The sequence below is a fragment of the Halegenticoccus soli genome (assembly GCF_002844195.1).
GTDB lineage: Archaea > Halobacteriota > Halobacteria > Halobacteriales > Haloferacaceae > Halegenticoccus > Halegenticoccus soli.
Window position 1 is genome coordinate 397930 of sequence record NZ_PEND01000005.1, and the last position, 17135, is coordinate 415064.

The following is a 17135-nucleotide window of genomic DNA, read 5'->3' on the forward strand; positions in this document are numbered from 1 at the left end:
TTTAGAATGGTGTCCCTCTCTAAGATTTTACCCTCATTGCGGCTCTTCACGTTGCCGAGTCAAGATTCATACTCTATGGAGCCCAATTTGCGTAGGGTGCTCCTTGATCCCCCATTGGGGCACTGTCTAGTTAAGCAGTTTGAGAAGGCGAGGAGTTCATGCGGTGAGTGTCCATGTCACTACAAGAACTCCTCGCTGAAACGTTGGACGGGGAAGCGTTTCAGTGTTGGGAGCGAGAGCGGACGGCGACGCCCGTCAGGGCGTTCGCCGTCCGCCTCCACGCAGCTGGGCATTCACTCCGGGAAACAGCCGCTATCTTAGCGCTCCTCAACGTGGATCGCTCGCACCAGGCGATTTGGCAGTGGAAAGAACGGTTGGCCGACAGCAGATGCGACCCGCGTCGGCGACGCCGACGCGGGTCGCTGTCGACGAAACCGCTGTCCAGATCGACGGTGAATGGCACTGGGTGTACGCCGCCATCGATGTCACAACAAAGTTACTGCTGGACATCGAGCTGTTCAGCCGTCGTGGCACCGATCCTGCTGCCGCATTTCTCCAGGGATTGACCGAGAAACACGACCTCTCGGAGGCCGTGTTTCTCGTCGATGGCTATGGCTATCTGACTGCCCTCTCTCGTGTCGGAGTGAGCGGTCGGCTAGACTATTCGCTCCGAAACCATGTCGAACGGTGGTTTCAGACCCTCAAAGTGCGGACTGACCGCTTCCATACGAGCTGGGTGGGCAGTCGGTCGGCTGTGAGACGCTGGCTCCAGCAGTTCAAACGCTATTACAACCACGATCGACCGCATCAAGCACTCAACGGACGAACGCCTGCGGAGGTTATCTAGACAGTGCCCCCCCCCCATTGTTTCACGTAAGTTGAGTCAGATTAAATGTGTGCGGACGTATGCACTCAAACTGTCTCCACCTCTGAGAATAAACGTATGTTGTTCAGCTGGGTGGGTCAGATGAAAGTGGAGGTGACTGTGTTTGATATGCACTTTACTGTGTATCTCGGTGAAGCTCACTTTCGTTGTCTGATAGACAATTTGAGATCTCGGCGCTGTTGTGCGTATCCTGCCAGACCTGATTTCGGGGAAGAGCTCTAGGAACCATGCGAAACAGTTGGTTGATTGATCTAGCGCCTAGTTTGAAAATGAATTACACTGTCCAAGCATCTTGCCATACTTCCCCGTTGTGAATGCGCTTACCGCGTTTTCCAGTTTCCGTGTTCGTCCCGTCATCAAGATACTCAGTCCCATTTATAGGATTTGCCGGAACGATAGGTGAGTAATCATTACCATTCTTGGCCTCATTGTGGAGTGTTCGTACGTATTTTCGGATGTTAACATCGGTGGGGAAGACAATATCTTTGAAATCATTATTCTGGAAATAATTATTCCGAATAACCGAATCACCGCCGTACTCTGTCGCCGTGTTTTCAAACTTTAAACCGGCATTCGCCGTGTTTTCGAACCGGCAATCATCAATAACAAAATCCACAAAGTTAGCGGATGAGGCAACGGTCTCCATAGTGAATGCAACTTCTCGACTGTTATTATCGAAAACACAATCTTTAATGGAGAGCCCACCAACCGTTCCGCCCCGGACCTGCAGTCTTCTATCACGCCCATTATACACCCGACAATCGGCTACTGTCACGTCCTTTAGCGTTGCAGCCCCTGCATTAATGAGGATCCCGACACCTGAAGCGCCCCTAACTTCACAGTCAATAAGGCGCACGCGCTCGACACTTTGATGGAATCCTCCTATCGTGAATCCTGTTCGCCCTGGTGTAACGACTTTACATCCGTCACACCACACATCGGAGCATGGTCCATAGGTCGCGATGGTTTGGCCATGTGTCTTACCTACTTGGAACCCGCCAGCCACAGGATTGATAGCCACGCAGTCAATGAATGCACAGTCCGTCGCACCGTCTTCAATCTCAAAACAGTCAGTCGTCCAGTCACCGGCGCGGCGTTTGTTAATGCTGATGCACTCATGAGTGTAGACGTTCTGACTGTTTACTGATATCGAGATGTCATCGTCGCCGCTAGAATCATTCAACAGACAATTATCGATACGTCCGACTGTACTGCCATCACTCACCTCAATACCGTGTCGGAACCCTCCAGTGATGGTTACATTATCAATGCAGAAACGATCACACCCCGTCGTACCGTCACCCCGACGGGCACCGACCTTGATGCCCATCGTATCGTGCCGCTCGCTCGTCTGGGTGCGAACGCCCGCGTCAACCTTCAGGTTTCGGATCTCCCAGTCAGTGACATTCGAACACCAGACAGGCGAGGCAAGATTGGGGATACTGGAGTCAGCGTCATAGAAGAGCACCGTTTGGTCACCCGCACCTTGAAGAATAACATTCGATTTCATTGCCAGGCAGTAGTCCTCACCGTCGGCGTCCTGGCCTTGGACGGAGAGAGTGTACGTTCCCGGTCCGAATTGGATGACCCCTCCACCTGCGTTACTTACCTCGTCAATAGCTGACTGGATCTCATTAGTTGCCATAGACGGATCGACAATACGCTCAAATGCGTTGTAGAGCCGCTCCGTGCTTATTGATGGGGTGGGGCTAGCTACTGACCCTATCGGAGGATGAGTTACCCCTCCGTTTTCATCCTTGACACCGATTTCGCCATCATCGGTCAACCAGTACAGTTCACCAGCCTGCATAACACTGGCATCGAACATACTCTTCGGTGCAGTGATGTAGTAGTCGCGCGTGTATTGTTGGGTAAGTTCCTCAATGCGGCGGTCTTCGTTTGCGGTTCTTTGGTGACTGCCGGTGGTGATTCCTGAGCCCCCAGTTAGTATACCGGTCGCCATGAGAAGCTCCCGGCGGCTTAGGCGAATATTATTAGACAGAGAATCATCGTCTTTATGTTTAGCCATATACGTCGAATACGCAGCTTCTAATAAAAATTTTTCTTAATAATTATTAGAATATAATATTGAATAGCTATTCAATTGGTTTTCTGAGATAGTATGAGGGGGCGGTGGCCAGTCAAAGTACAAGTAGTTCTCGAGATCAAGTAGTCTACAGTCAAAAGGACGACTCACCGTCTCCTTCGATTCCTCAACATTTAAGTGTGGAGAGCGGGGGTGTTACAAGAACTTTCAAAAGACATGTAATTTGGCTTCACGCCACACTACACACACTTCGCGAAACAGCAGCCACTCTCGAAGCGTTCAGTATCACTTGCTTATATGAAGCGATATCTCAACGGGTTCACTGCCTTGCTGAGCAACCCCTAACCAACCATGAGCATACCGCGGCAATCTGTTGTCGACGACCGTATGTCAGCGGATTCTCATCGATAGCAATCCGTTGTTTACAAGCAAATGGGCGACTCTGAGAAGGTTCTCTAACTACATCCATCCCACAGGTTCAGAATAAAACGACTACAGAACAATTCGAATCGGCGGTTCAGCGATTCGAATTGTGAATATTAAACCGAATCAGTCAGAGAATCAGTCTGTGATGGAGAACACAGATATCGACCCAGATCTTGCGTCACAAATTGCCTCGACACGGCGGAACCTCCTTGCACTCCTCGGCAGTGCGGCGCTCATTGGAATAGGCACAGAGGAGACACAAGCCTCCTCAAGTTCAGACGATGCGACGATCGACGTTGAAACGGCTCGGTTCGAGAACATTCTCGTTAAAAACAACGAAAATTCCGATCAAATATCCGTCCGGGGAATTTCTGAGGCGGACAACATTGAGGATGTGGATGGGTTCACGATGGATCATGGTGTCCTTGTTGAGCGTGAGGACGGCAGGACCGATGGTCACATGCGGATCATGCTCGGGCCGGAGGTCGCCATCGGCAAATATGAGCCCGAATATGGGGGTGCAAGAGAGATGCTCAAAGCGCTTGACGGTCGTGTCACGCTCAAAAATGATGCGCCCGGCCGAGAGGTTGCACTCCAATCGCAGCGTGGTGGCGGTATCTCATTCTATACTAACGATGGGGGCGGAATCGGCTCGAATAGGCGTCGGCTTCACTTCGACGATATCGGCAAGCCTAAGACGAACGCAGAATTCCTCAACCTCGACACACTGACTTTAGAGGGGTTAGTCAAAGTCCGCGAAGAAGCGAGTGATGGTCCACAGTTGCTTATCAATCCTAACACCAACCAATCGTTAGTAACGTTAAACGCCCCAGGATCTATGCGATTCGTTACTGGCGGTCAACTTGACTTCGTACTTTCTAATGGGACAATACACATTAGTTCGAAAGTGAATCTTCGCGGCAATCCGTTACAAGGCTTGCGAGAGATCAATGGTGTCTCCGGCGCCAGAGATCTCTTTTGGCGCGAATTAGCAATTGACACTCAAAATGATCGTCTCGTTCATTCCGACAGTTCAGGAACTGTTCGGTACTGGGAGGCTGATGGTACACTCTGAATATACATTAACTGATATTTGCTAAATTTCCCTAGTGAGGAAGATCATGGTTCCCTTATCGTTGACACATTAGAAGTACTCCCAAAGGCGGTTACAGCCCGGACCATGGCCGATCGTTGATTCATCAAGGAACACGAGCGGCGGGGGGTGAATGAGCGACGTCAGCCGCGAAACACCGCCGGAACCAGTGTTCATGACACCTTCCACCGAATGGGCCTAACAGCCAGTTGGTTGTGTCGGCAACAGCGGCCATGACACCATCGACGATGGGGAGGCCAAGTGCATCGTCCGCGATGATCGCCGCGATCGCGAGGAGCGCAAATCCAACTGATCCGAGTGCAGTCCACAGACCGAGAGCCGCCGTAGAATCGACTCCAAGTGCGCCGGAGAGCACGCTGGAGGCACCTGCTGCCACGTACTGTCCGGCAGGGAAGGCGTAACTCGCAGTTGCGGTTGCGTACTTCTGGGTGGTTGTCATGATCATGAGTGCCTTCTCGCGGGCACTCGTCACGATGTTCGCGTTCTTGGCCCACAGGAGCGCCTTTTCGGCGTTGGTGGACGCCCACGCCGCTGCCATCCGGACTTTCTGAGCGGCCAAGAGCGAGTACTCGACCGCGACCGCAGGCCCAGCACAGCGACAACGATCGCCGCTGCGGCCAGTCCGAGGAGACCAACGCCAGTTGCTTTCGTCGTTCCGGGATTACTGCGAATCCCTTGTGGGAAGAGATCGTTTCTTCCGTGAAAGCGTTCAAAGCCGACTCTCGTAGGTCTCAGCGGTGAACACCGAAACATCGGCCAGCTTGTGCAGGAGATCGAAGTGCTGTTCGTCTAACGTGTAGAGTCAAGTATCTAGATAGCACCTATTAAATTATTTCTCCATCGATCTGCGAAACCCAGTTGTTCCCGTTCCAGATAGCTATCCCTGCAGGGTAGTTACCGGACCCGTCATGAACACCCTTATCTCCTTGGTAAAGGCCGCTAATTTGACGTAGATCAGTCGGACCAATATCACCGTTATTTCGGAGCCGCAAAGCGTTCGATCCCGTTTTGATAAACGGTGTCTGATCGAGTCCAAGATGCGATGATCGATATAACTCAAGGTCAGCGACGTTTAAGGCGTAAATAAACGCGTCTTCGTAATTCCGGTACGTCGAATTGTTGATACTCACTTTGTGTGCACTGTCGACGAAAACTCCATGATACCCCTTACTACGTCCGTTTGGTGCAGTCCGTGCATAGACTCCTTGGAAATAACAGTCACGAACTGTGAAACATCCGGATCCTCCGGGGAGATACACCCCTTTGGGATACTCAGAACTCATGCCATTCCCTTCGAAATAGATATTATAGATACCCTGACCCCTGCCATAAGTAGCCTTAATTCCTGCTGCGCCGTTATTTTGTATCGTGCCACCGTGAAAACTCGACGAGTTCCCACGAAGCTCAACCCCTGGAAGGTTGTTTCCATCGTAAAGCCCGTTGAAGAGCGCATGACACCCGAAAAAAGTTGTGTTAGCAGGCCGTGCACTCTGAGCCAATTTGAATCCTACTCCACGGCAAGACCACGCCATGCAGTTAATGAAATTGCTACCGCGCGACCAACGGGACTCGCCCTCGGGAGTCGTATACCCCTCAGCTACGACTCCATGAGATTGGTTTTTGAAGAAGATCAACCCGCGATAAGTCGAATAAGAGACGCCACGGATTCGGAGCCCAATGTTACCGCCGATGAGTTTAAGATCACTTACGAGGGCATGGCTTCGTCGGTCATTCTCTCCATCACCGATAATTTCAATGATATTTTTCGAAGTGCCGGTCGCATCAATTTCGGAACCGGCTGGATGTCCCCCAGTTAATGCAACCCGTTTTTGAGTGAGATCAAGTTGAATTGGGAACGCTTCACCCGCAGTTTGTGCATCGTACGAGCCGTGGACATACACAAAGTCCCCGTCTTCTGCGGCATCTATCGCCTCCTGAATTGTATTGTACCCATTCGGAGTACCAACGACAAGTCGACCACCAACGTTCATTTCATCGGGCCCGTACGAGAATCGTGCACCCTCCGTCTCGGACTCTTGCGAAGTAATTTGACTATTAAATTCCATCATAGTTTCATGTGTCTTATCTGATTCTTGACTGCGTTCAGTTTTCGAAGCTTTCCTAGCATTCTGTTCGTTGTCATACCAAGGGTTCATCTCAGTATTCTGGACTCCTAAGTTGGGGAATCAAGCTGGCTACATCAAACCTACTTCTATCACGGGTGATTTTCATCATTGAATAACACTCCCGTCGATCTGTGAGATCCAGTTGCTGCCGTTCCAGACGGCTAGCGCAAAAGGATAATCGCCACTACCGTCATGAATACCTTTATCACCGTCATAAAGACCGCTAATTCCCCGGAGATCAGTGGGAGCAACATACCCGTTGTCGCGGAGCCGGAGAACGCTTGGTGCTGCATTTACGAACTGAGAATCGTCAAGCCCCAGGTGAGTAGACCAACAAAGATCTACGTCTCGGGCATTTGAGACGTAGACGAACGCGTCTTCGTAATTCTGGTACACGGAGTTCTGAACAGTCACATTTGGAGCGTTAGCAATGGAGATACCACGATAGCCCTCACCTCTCCCATTAGGCGTATCGCTTGGAAGAGTTCCATTAAAATAACAATCTCGAACAGCAAAGTCAGGTGATGTCTCGCCCACAAATATTTCTTCCGGAGCTGGTGAGGCCATTCCATTACCCTCGAAATAGGTATTATAGATACCCTGTGCCGCACCAGAGCGAGCATCAATTCCGGCTGCACCATTGTTTTGGATGGTTCCACCATGGAAGCTTGAGGAGAACCCACGTAATTGAACGCCAGGGAGATTATTCTCCTCAGATACTCCACAATAGAGTGCATGACTCCCGAAGAACGTCGTACTGTGGGGCCGTGCACTCGGATTCAGGTGGAAGCCAATACCGCGGCATCCCCAAGCTAGACAATCAATGAAGTTAACACCGAACGTTCCCCGAAATTCCCCTTCTGGGGTGGTGTAGCCTTCTATTTCGACACCATGAGATTGATTCTGGTAGAAAATGAGCCCTCGATAGGTTGAGTACGGAACGCCACGAAGTCGAAGCCCAATGTTCCCACCAGTAATTGTGAGATCATCTACGAGCGCTCTGTTACGGTAATCACGTTGTCCAGTTCCAAGGACCTCGAGAACATTTGCATCGACACCACTAGCGTCGATTTCCGATCCTCCAGTATGCCCACCAGTAAGTGAGATCTTTTTTTGAGTGAGATCAAGTTTAATTGGGAAGGTTTCGCCAGCGGTTTGGGCATCATACGAGCCATGGACAAAGATGGTATCACCGTCCTCAGCATCGCTAATTGCCTCTTGAATTGTATTATACCCGTTTGGATCACCCACAATGAGTCGGCCACCGATATTCATTTTATCAGGGCCATATACAAAGCGGGACCCACTCACGTCTGCTTGTTGTGCACCTACTTGTGGGTGTATTTCGGAAGCCGTTCCCGTGTTACTCGTAGGAACGGGGAGTGTACTAAGCCCAAGGACGCCGAGGAATTCACGTCGAGACCAATCCGTTCCTAGGTCTTCATCAACTAGTGAATTATCCGCACCCCTTAATATTTTACCTCTCATATATATTGTGTTAATTTATTTCTTAGTCTGATTTTGAGTTTTTCGCACATTACGTTCCAAGGTTCTACTCTTCTACCAGAAACTATTTTCGATAATATTCATTCACTAATTATTAGACTGTCACTAGTTCAAGTTAGTTTTCATTTCTCATCATATGTATAACTCCGATAGTATTTGTTTTACTATATATTTTATAATATCTATTACGCATAATTAAAAAATTATATTACACTATGACGGATTTGTTCTGGTGCCGGATAATAGAGTAATCCCAAGAATGCCGAGTGCACCAGACACACTGGTCGCGATACAGGCACCGAGCACATATCCGAGCAAGAGGATCAACACGACTTGCACGGTGATACGCAACATTTCCGACAGCGTCTTCCCCAAGAAGACCGCCGTCCGACTCATCGGCGACACGAGCACCTTCTCGAAGAGCCCACGCTCCATATCGTCGACGAGGCCAATCCCTGAGGAGGCTGCAGCGATGAGCGCGACCTGGATGACGATGGCTGGAACGAGGAACGTCAGATACGCTTCGCTCGATCCACCTGGACCGCCGACAGCCTGACCCGCAACTTGGCCAAACACCTCCGAGAAGAAGACGAGGAAGACGATTGGCTGGACAACCGAACCGACAATAATGGCGAGTTTCGGATCGCCTTGGTGTTCCAGTGTTTGAAGTTCACCCAGACGTCCGTCAAGAAGCCGTTCGCCGGTGCAAGCTCAACCGTCGGGGTGACGAACTCAGGTGCAGCAGGAGCGCGTGTCGGAATACCGCCGTCGCTCAACAATCCAGGTAACTCATTGTCACTATCCGGATACAGACGGCTCATCGCCGCACCCCCGAGGCTGTCTCACCGTCAGTCATCGCTGCCGGTCCCTTCGCGTCCGTTCCTGCAACTCCATTGACGACTGCATCCTCGAATCGCTCACTGGTGACAGAGAGGAACACGTCATCGAGCGTCGGCGAGCGGACGTTGAAGCCAGTCACCGTAATCCCCGCATCGCAGAGCGCGAGGAGTATTTCAACGCCCATTTCCCGAGCCCGAGGCAAGGCGACAGCAATCCCCTCATCGGTCACGGTGACGACGGTGCCACCATCGAGGAGCGCAGATTCGTGGACGATGGCAGCCGCTCGTTCCGCATCCCCCTCGTCAGCAGCATCGATGTCGAGTTCGAGGACATCACCGCCGACACGGCACTTCAGTTCTGCTGGCGTCCCCTCGGCGACGATCCGTCCGTCGAGGATGACCGCAACGCGGTCATAGAGCTGGTCAGCTTCCTCGAGGTACTGGGTCGTGAGGAAGATCGTGATTCCCTCGTCGTTGATCCGCCGAAAGTACTCCCAGAGGCGGTTCCGAGCCTTCGGATCAAGGCCGGTCGTTGGTTCGTCAAGGAACACAAGCGGTGGGCGGTGGACGAGCGCTGTCGCAACGTCCAGGCGCTTTTTCATGCCGCCAGAGTACGTCTTAGCTTGCTTATCGGCGACGTCTACGAGGCCGACCAGGCCGAGTAGGTCGTCGATCCGGGCAGCGCGCTCAGCCCGCGGGACACCATACGCTTCACAGGCGAACTTGATGTTCTCACGACCGGTGAGTTCGTCGTCGATGCTCGTCTCTTGAGCCATGTAGCCGATCGAGCGCCGGACGGAGCGCGTGTCCGACAACACGTCAAAGCCATTGACGGTGATTTCACCTGCCGAGGGCTGAAGAAGGGTCGCGAGCATCTTGGTGGTCGTCGTCTTTCCAGCCCCATTAGGCTCGAGGAAACCGAAGAACTCACCCTCAGGAATGTCGAGCGAGATTCCACGCACTGCTTCCGTGCCGGTGGAGTATGTGAGCTCAAGATCTCGCGCGAATTGCATAGCGGCGGGTCGCCGAGATAGGATCTGATGATGGTGATGATGTTGTAATGGTCATGAATACCTCGTGTTGCTCCGCACGTCAGCACTACCGTTCACAACGACAGCGTCCAACGTCGGATGTGTAGCGTAGGAGGCAGCACCCTTAACGGAATCACCGCTAGACGGGTACTGGTCGTAAGCATCAGTATGGTTGCTGAAACGATATACCTATCACCGCTCTTGCCCAGGGCTAACCAATCTGTATGTAGTACCTATGGGGAGGTCGAGATCCGTATTCGCTTGTACGCTTGCTCAATCAGATCGGTTTGCACTGGCGATTGGTCGTTCTCTATGAACTCCAAGACGGCGAGCTACGATTCAACGAGTTAAATCGTACAACCGACGCAAGTCCACGTACGCTCTCACGGCAGTAAGCGATCTCAATGAGATGGGGTTTTTGAGACGGCGCCTTGAAGAGGACACTCCAGTTGCAACATATGAGCGCCACACCTCAAAAGGAGTCTTGCTCCACACCGTGTTTCGCGCTACCGAGGCCTGGGTTTGGGGGCGGTTAGATGAACCGACAGCTGGAACGTGATTCATCCCACAGCTTAAGCCGTGAGTTTTCTCGCCTGACTCCCTGTAAGTTTAGGCGCTCTGTGATCCAATCAGGGGGGCGTGTCCAAGCAGTAATATCACGCTACAGAGTGATACGAGTGAATAACAATTACTGCAGTGTGTTTATTGTCTATGTCAATGTTTGAACTGAGTGGCTTCCAACGCGACCTCCTCGTCGTCATCGCCGGATTTGAAAAGCCGTCCGGCCAAGACGTGAAGGAAGCGCTTGCGGATGTGTACGGGACCGAAATTAACCACGGACGGCTATACCCGAACTTAGATACGCTCGTTCAGAAGGACTACGTCGACAAGGGGACGATCGATCGTCGGACGAACTTCTACGCGATCTCTGAACAGGGACGAGAAGCACTCGGAGAGTGGAACGAGTGGAGGTGTGAAACCGCCCCTCAGATCAGTCACTGAGGCGAAAAAGTAGCCCTTCCACCGCGCCTCCCGCAGGACGTGCGACGATATCGTCGGACCGTCGAAGCTGCCGGTACAAACGCTCGAGACGATTAGCCCGAGACGCGCTGGAAGGATGATCGTTTCTTACTCCACGAGGGAGAAGCTCCGACCTCGACCCGGAACTGGGTGCGCCTCTCGAGACCATTCAGCCTCTCTATACGGAAGGTGACAGGGTCGTGGTGTCCATCGAAGAATTCGGTCGTCGTCGGACGTCGATGATCCCCTCCCGTCACGGTTGCTTGTCATAAAGTAGAGACTGCCGGCCCTGGCGACGACGCTGCGAATTCGTCCGAATTCACCCGCAAACAGCGCCTCGTTCGTTTGCACCGTTCTGCGGTCGTCGGCAAACGTGACCCGGCGAAGGTGGGTACCAGCTAGGGTGCCGAAGTAGAATGCACCACGGAAAAACTCGGCGCTCGCGGGAGCGATGGTCGGCGTGTACGAGGCGAGCGGATCGGTGAATCGAGGATCGTCACTCGGGCCGGTCACCTCCGGCCAGCCGTAATTGTGACCCTTTTGAATGAGATTTATCTCATCGTCGGTGTCGGGGCCGTGCTCCGTGCTGTAGAGCTCTGCCGTCTCGGGATGGAACGCGAGCCCCTGGGGATTCCGATGCCCGTAACTGAAGACGGCGGTTCCGAAGGGATTGTCAGCGGGCACGGAGCCGTCGGGATTGAGCCGAAGGATTGTGCCGTGCAGCGTCCGCGGATCCTGGGCCTTCGTTCGTTCCTGCGCATCGCCACAGGTCACATACAGCTTTTCGTCAGGCCCGAAAGCGAGACGGCCGCCGTCGTGCGTGACCGCGCCGGGGATGTCGTCGAAAATGACCGTTCGTCCGGTCAGACTGCCCCTCCGCAGCCGATATCGGAGAATCCGATTTTTGATCCCATCATCCTCGTATGTTTGGTACAGGTAAATCGCCCGGGACGCGGGAAACGCGGGCGGAAGCGCGAGACCGAGAAGGCCCCCCTCGCCGACCGCGTGCGTGTCTGGAAGTTCCGCGAGCGTGACCGCACTCCTGCCGGGACGGAGACGATTAACTCTCCCCGGCCGTTCAGTGAAATACAGCGTCCCGTCCGGGCTGAACTCCGCTCCCCACGGAATCTCAAGGCCCGAGGCGAGAGTTTCGACCTGCGAGTCCCGGGGGCCGCGATCACGGTCGCGGGGAGTTGCTCCGACGCGCTTGCTTGCCAAACCGACGAGACACAGATTTCCGATGCCGCCGAGCCATTGTCGTCGTGAGACGCTCATGGGAGACGTATTACAGAAGCTATTATATTAAATTACCTACTATTTATAGTATAAGTTTAACGTGAGATCTGGAAGCCTTCGAATTCGCTACATCGTGTGGTGAATTGAGTTGGGCGCAACCAATTTGTTGGGTGTCGGAGTCGGAAGCCACTCTGGGAAAAGCTTGTTTGGGAGGCCTTGTTGAAACCCTTGCTGACAAACACGAGTGGTGAATAGCGCAAGCTAAGATGGATTTCCTCCCGAAGTCACGCTTATTTCAATACGTTGATGTTCTATCGTGTTAGCCCGTCGTGCTGTTGCACGGTTTTCGACACGCTATTCGCGGAAACGATTCACGCTCCGGCAACACGTGGTCTTGCTCCGTCTGAAGGTGAAAAAGACGGCCACGTACCGCGAGCTCGTTGACGAACTCATCGAGATGCCTCGCATCCGCGAAGCCCTTGACCTCGACTCGATCCCTGGACCCTCGACACTCTGCAAGGCGTTCGACCGCTTGGAGATGGCCGTCTGGCAGGTGTTACTGAACGTCTCGCTCGCGGATTTGTCGGTAAGCGGTGTCACCGGTTGAGATCACCATTACGACTCACCGCATCGACGACTCTGGTGAAGATCAGGGGCCAGTCAGCCGACTGTGGTGTGGCAACAACGGAACCGGCGGGTGGTACTGCGAGACGATTGACCTCCGAGACTCAGTTTCTGACGCGGCTTCTGACAGTGGCGACGCGTAGAGACGCAGCGAGCAGCAGATAGCATACCCATCATTTTGCATATAAATCACTATGGTAACTCCGAGTAACAAGTGTAGCGACATCGGCGATTTTCAAGCAGGCGAAGACGGCTGGTGGTTCGGCAAGGCCGGCGACCACGACGGGCTCCAGGCAAAACTCGAAGAGCTCGGCGTCGACGTCATTCACCGTGATACGGCAGCCAATCAAGCAAATTACACCCCAGAGGATGGAGCAGCATTCTACACAGAAGACGAGGAAATGCTGTATCTCGGCGACGGGACGAATTGGAATGCCCAGGACACGTGGGGGGCGAGAATCCGACGTTCACGTCGGTTGATGCGGAGCAGTTATCAAGCATGTCAGCGTTCAACATAGAGGAAGTCTCTCCTGATGACAGCGACCTGCAAAGTCGAGTTGATTCGCTTTTCTCGGAGGGGGGGGGTGGGACTGTCCTCTTAGAACGGGGGATACACGATAAGCATTCATACCCGATCGATTGGCCTTCAAACGTGTCGATGATGGGTTTCACTCAGCCACGCAGACCGAGTGCTGGTGGGGGTCTTGCTATCGAACCTTCAGCGGTTTTCGAGTGCATGGGACAATCCGATTCGGAGCTGATCAGAATCGTGAGTTGGGACTGTACAACATTGGTGTCCGCCAGGCCGATAGCAGTCTCGGAAGCGGACGTAGCATCGAGATTCATGGATCGACCTTCCTCATCGAACTCCGTAATATCGCAATCGAGGGGTGTGACGGGTATGGGATGTACTGCGAGGGAGATGGACAATCCCTCTTTGATCATGTTGCCGTCCACAACTCAGGAACAGCAGTTGATGGGCAAATCATTATTATTCCTCAACAGGAGTTGGTGGCGGGTCGGGAACCCATTACAAACTCGTCTCGGCATTCCACAAAGACTCAGCAACATCCCCAATAATGAGGGGCGAGAGTTCAACGGTGAGATGCCGACACCCGGAGAGGATTGGATCATCCTCGTCGTCCCGACGGTCGGCGAGGACGAGACGCTGTCCGCGCGCGATCTGTCCGTGTTCGTCGACGGCGTCACTGTCCCGCTCACAAGTCTCAGTCAGCGAGATGGCCCGCGTAGCGGGGTCGCGGGTTACGAACCGTACAAGACGCTGAACGAGGAGCTGGGCCTCCCTGCCGAGCCCGTCTCCCCAAGCATGTTCGTGCCGCGACTCGCCTCGGACCTCGAGTGTCCGGATGCGATCCGACAGCGGGCCCGAACGCTCGCGGAACAGGCTGAAGAACTGGGGGTCACGACGGGGGTTCATCCGGCCGGGTTCGCAGCGGCCTGTTTGTACAAAGCAGGGCTGGAACAAGAGCGGTGGGCGACACAAACCGAAGTCGCGGAGGCCAGGAACGTCACGCCACCGACTGTCCAGACGCATCGCGATACACTTGCTGAACAGGTTATCTAGACTGGCCATGTAGGGAGCGAGGGAGTTCCCCCATCCCACCGAATCGAATCGACTGCCGACGGGAGCTGTTGAAGGCGATCATCGAGTACAGAGAGTGGGTGCATATCGAGAAAGGTCGCGCCATGCCGATCGACAGGCGTGTCTTCGTAATTGAGCTGAATGTGACATGGACCGAGATCCTGATGGTCGGCATCCTGATGGAATCCGAGCATGAGGTTTCGCTCCGGTTCGACCCAGTTGATACGATAGTATTCGTGGCTGACACCGCCTGGGTACCAGAAACGAACCTCCAGTCGTGCGTTCTCAACGTCGTAAGGGTCACCCAGGAACGTTGTCGCCTCGGCATCCGCGATTACGTACCGAGGCCGTCGTCGCGACGGACGATAGCGGACATCCTCGCAGCCAGCCTGATTCGTCAATCGGTCATGAACATCTCGGAGGAGGGTGCGCTGTGTGTAGCGGTCGCGACCAGCAAGAAAAATCATGATGTGAGTTGAGGGTCAGCTCGTGGCGCGGTCTGCCACATCAGTCATGTGCTCGCGTGCGGATTCGACATCCGAGTACAGTTCCAACGCGTGCTTGATAAGTCGGCGGTCCTCCTCGTTCTCCTGCCAGAACGCGATCACATCGCGGCGTTCGCGAAGATCAGCACTCGAGAGGTCACCGTCGGCAAGCGACTGTTCGAGCCCCTCCCACGTCTCGACAGCGTATGTCTCCTGCCACTCCTCGATCTCCTCGGTAATCGCCGCCAACTCACTTCGGAGTTCCTCGCGAGAGTTCTCCTCGATGAGCGTGCGGATTTCGTCGAAGAGCAACCGCGTGTAATCCGGCTGGTAGAGCGTCGTCTCGCTGGCCTCGACGCGTCGCAGCTGTCCCTGTTCGACGAGATCTTGCAGTTCCTCGTTGGTCGTACTCCAGGCGGCGTCCGCCTGGTCGCTGATCCAATTGACCGACCGGGGTTCACGAAGCGTTTCAGCCGCCGAACGAATACGTTCGCGGGCACTCATCGACTCGGTCCACGACTGGACACCATCTCGCGAGGGCTCGGACATACTGATCACCTCTATCGAGAGTGTTCGTGCCCAACTCTCATATATGTTTGTGCCTTCTCGAATAATCAAGAGGTAATCGCGAGCACGGTCACCCTGACGTTGAAATACCATCCCGACAGAACCTGCGAGCCAACCGATGCAGAACCGATATTCTGACTTCGAGGAACTACGGCCGATCGGTGAGGCGTCCCACATTCCAGACGCAATGCTCAGCGAGAGGTGTGACGGCGAGCCTCGGCGGCAACACGTTGCGACGACCACTGGAGGCTGCCCCGACGAACCGTCGGACACCGGCGCAGAGTGCCAGTCCTGTGGTGCGTCGATCCCGGCTGGCCAGACGAAGTGCCGGTTCTGTCTCACCAACCACCTCGGTGACATCCTCCCCGCCGTAACCGGCGGGGCTCCCCACAGACCGATTCTGCTGAGTTGGGTGGTTGCAGGTTTGCACTCCATCACCGCAGTCGGAGTTGGAATCTCCGAGCGCAGTCCCGTGAGGGTATTGATGGACTGCTGGCAGTGCCACACCGCCGGTACTCCTATCCTCGACGTGTTCGGAAGGGTCGTTTCGGTTCCGACAATGCCGAAACACGTTGTCGCCAGATTCGGAGTTACGTGCTTTGAGTCGCACTCGGACGCGCCAGAAGGGGTCTACCTTCCGCTCTTGTGTTTGGGTTGTTGGGTGTGTTCGTCCGACACACGGTGGACGGCGTGCATCTATGTAACTCTTTGCCACCCTAAGACGGCGCTGTATCCCCGCCCTGAAGGACGGGGTTTTAGCGCCTGCATCCGAGAATAACGAAGCCTCGCCATTTCACACGAGGAGTGCGAATGCCCGTGAATCAAAAGGAACGAGTGCTAAATACAGAAGTTGAATCCGTCAGGGTCCCTTCTCGGAGGTGTGACCAGCCCTACACCTCGACACCGTCCGCGGCGGCCGCCGGGGCGACCTCGATGAGCTGGGCGATCTCCTCCGGAAGGCTCTGCTCGCCCGCCGGCGTCTCGACGGTTACCATCCCGAACGGCGCGACGTCGACTACCGTGAGTTCGACCTCCGGGCGAACGCCGGCATCGGCGAGGTACCGCAGTTCCGCGTCGCCTTGGTGGCGGATCCGCCGGACAGTCACGCGCCCGCCCTCGTCGGCGTCGGCGAGGCGGATGGTTTCGCTCTCCTTGGGAAAGGACAGGTCGGCGTCGGGGATCGGGTCGCCGTGTGGATCGACTGGGGGATTGCCCAGTGCCTCGGCGATGCGGTCGGTCAGTTCCTCGGAGACGTGGTGCTCAAGTCTGTCGGCCTCGTCGTGGATGTCGGCCCAGTCGTAGTCGAGCTGTTCGGTCAGGAATGCCTCGAGAAGGCGGTGGTGCCGGATGATCTCTAGAGCGACGAGTTCGCCCTCCTCCGTGAGCGTCACACCCTTGTACTCCTCGCGGTCGACCAGGCCTCGTTCTTCGAGCTTTTTCAGCATGGAGGAGACGGTCGGCGCGGTGACCTCGAGGTGGTCGGCGAGAGCTGATGTCGACACCCGCCCGTCGCTGTCGCTCTCGATGGCGTAGATCGTCTTGATGTAGTCCTCCATGACCGCACTCAGCATTCCTGTCGATACATTCGGCTGACTTCCCTTGTCGCTTCGGGTGTGACCGTCGTC

Annotated in this window: 12 protein-coding genes and 6 pseudogenes; 8 read left to right on the forward strand and 10 right to left on the reverse strand. The window is 54.4% G+C overall.

Annotation, left to right across the window (positions count from 1 at the left end):
* Positions 1-173 precede the first annotated feature (173 nt).
* A pseudogene (locus CNO20_RS15665) lies at positions 174-847 on the forward strand (IS6 family transposase).
* A gap of 313 nt (positions 848-1160) precedes the next feature.
* Here CNO20_RS15665 and CNO20_RS15670 read toward each other — a convergent pair.
* Positions 1161-2915, reverse strand: a complete 1755-nt coding sequence (locus CNO20_RS15670; protein WP_101297064.1) for a right-handed parallel beta-helix repeat-containing protein — start codon at positions 2913-2915, stop codon at positions 1161-1163.
* Between the two features lie 589 nt (positions 2916-3504).
* Here CNO20_RS15670 and CNO20_RS22680 point away from each other — a divergent pair.
* Complete coding sequence (locus CNO20_RS22680) at positions 3505-4434, forward strand: hypothetical protein (protein WP_143423254.1); 930 nt, start codon at positions 3505-3507, stop codon at positions 4432-4434.
* Between the two features lie 124 nt (positions 4435-4558).
* Here CNO20_RS22680 and CNO20_RS22685 read toward each other — a convergent pair whose 3' ends face one another.
* From CNO20_RS22685 to CNO20_RS15695, 5 genes and pseudogenes are all read right to left on the reverse strand, one after another.
* Positions 4559-5032: a hypothetical protein gene (locus CNO20_RS22685; protein ID WP_143423256.1), complete on the reverse strand. Its 474-nt coding sequence runs from the start codon at positions 5030-5032 to the stop codon at positions 4559-4561.
* A 265-nt stretch (positions 5033-5297) separates the two neighbouring features.
* A complete protein-coding gene (locus tag CNO20_RS22690) occupies positions 5298-6629 on the reverse strand; it encodes a right-handed parallel beta-helix repeat-containing protein (protein WP_143423258.1) in 1332 nt (443 codons plus the stop codon).
* 75 nt (positions 6630-6704) lie between these two features.
* On the reverse strand, positions 6705-8087 hold the full coding sequence (locus tag CNO20_RS22695) for a right-handed parallel beta-helix repeat-containing protein (protein WP_143423261.1): 1383 nt from the start codon (positions 8085-8087) through the stop codon (positions 6705-6707).
* Between the two features lie 258 nt (positions 8088-8345).
* Positions 8346-8794: pseudogene (locus CNO20_RS15690) on the reverse strand (ABC transporter permease); the annotation flags it as partial.
* 128 nt (positions 8795-8922) lie between these two features.
* Positions 8923-9957 (reverse strand): ATP-binding cassette domain-containing protein, encoded by a 1035-nt coding sequence (locus CNO20_RS15695; protein WP_101297068.1) that lies wholly within the window; start codon positions 9955-9957, stop codon positions 8923-8925.
* 287 nt (positions 9958-10244) lie between these two features.
* On the opposite strand from CNO20_RS15695, the pseudogene CNO20_RS15700 reads away from it, so the two are divergent.
* Both CNO20_RS15700 and CNO20_RS15705 read left to right on the forward strand, forming a co-directional pair.
* A pseudogene (locus CNO20_RS15700) lies at positions 10245-10534 on the forward strand (winged helix-turn-helix transcriptional regulator).
* Between the two features lie 158 nt (positions 10535-10692).
* On the forward strand, positions 10693-10977 hold the full coding sequence (locus tag CNO20_RS15705) for a PadR family transcriptional regulator (protein WP_101297069.1): 285 nt from the start codon (positions 10693-10695) through the stop codon (positions 10975-10977).
* Between the two features lie 126 nt (positions 10978-11103).
* Here CNO20_RS15705 and CNO20_RS15710 read toward each other — a convergent pair whose 3' ends face one another.
* Positions 11104-12270, reverse strand: coding sequence for a PQQ-dependent sugar dehydrogenase (locus tag CNO20_RS15710; RefSeq protein WP_101297070.1), 1167 nt, complete (start codon positions 12268-12270; stop codon positions 11104-11106).
* 227 nt (positions 12271-12497) lie between these two features.
* On the opposite strand from CNO20_RS15710, the pseudogene CNO20_RS23875 reads away from it, so the two are divergent.
* The 3 genes and pseudogenes from CNO20_RS23875 to CNO20_RS15720 form a co-directional block, all read left to right on the forward strand.
* Positions 12498-12835: pseudogene (locus CNO20_RS23875) on the forward strand (IS5/IS1182 family transposase); the annotation flags it as partial.
* A 214-nt stretch (positions 12836-13049) separates the two neighbouring features.
* Positions 13050-13373, forward strand: a complete 324-nt coding sequence (locus tag CNO20_RS22700) for a hypothetical protein (protein WP_143423263.1) — start codon at positions 13050-13052, stop codon at positions 13371-13373.
* A gap of 711 nt (positions 13374-14084) precedes the next feature.
* Positions 14085-14440 (forward strand): annotated as a pseudogene (locus CNO20_RS15720) (transcription initiation factor IIB family protein); the annotation flags it as partial.
* Here the strand turns inward: CNO20_RS15720 and CNO20_RS24410 are convergent.
* Together CNO20_RS24410 and CNO20_RS15730 are read right to left on the reverse strand one after the other, a co-directional pair.
* Positions 14437-14925, reverse strand: a complete 489-nt coding sequence (locus CNO20_RS24410; protein WP_101297072.1) for a hypothetical protein — start codon at positions 14923-14925, stop codon at positions 14437-14439. The pseudogene CNO20_RS15720 and the gene CNO20_RS24410 overlap by 4 nt on opposite strands.
* Positions 14926-14940: 15 nt before the next feature.
* Positions 14941-15492: a DUF7342 family protein gene (locus CNO20_RS15730; protein ID WP_101297073.1), complete on the reverse strand. Its 552-nt coding sequence runs from the start codon at positions 15490-15492 to the stop codon at positions 14941-14943.
* A 136-nt stretch (positions 15493-15628) separates the two neighbouring features.
* On the opposite strand from CNO20_RS15730, the pseudogene CNO20_RS23880 reads away from it, so the two are divergent.
* Positions 15629-15865: pseudogene (locus tag CNO20_RS23880) on the forward strand (hypothetical protein); the annotation flags it as partial.
* Between the two features lie 535 nt (positions 15866-16400).
* Here CNO20_RS23880 and CNO20_RS15740 read toward each other — a convergent pair.
* On the reverse strand, positions 16401-17081 hold the full coding sequence (locus tag CNO20_RS15740) for a metal-dependent transcriptional regulator (protein ID WP_101297074.1): 681 nt from the start codon (positions 17079-17081) through the stop codon (positions 16401-16403).
* Positions 17082-17135: the final 54 nt, after the last annotated feature.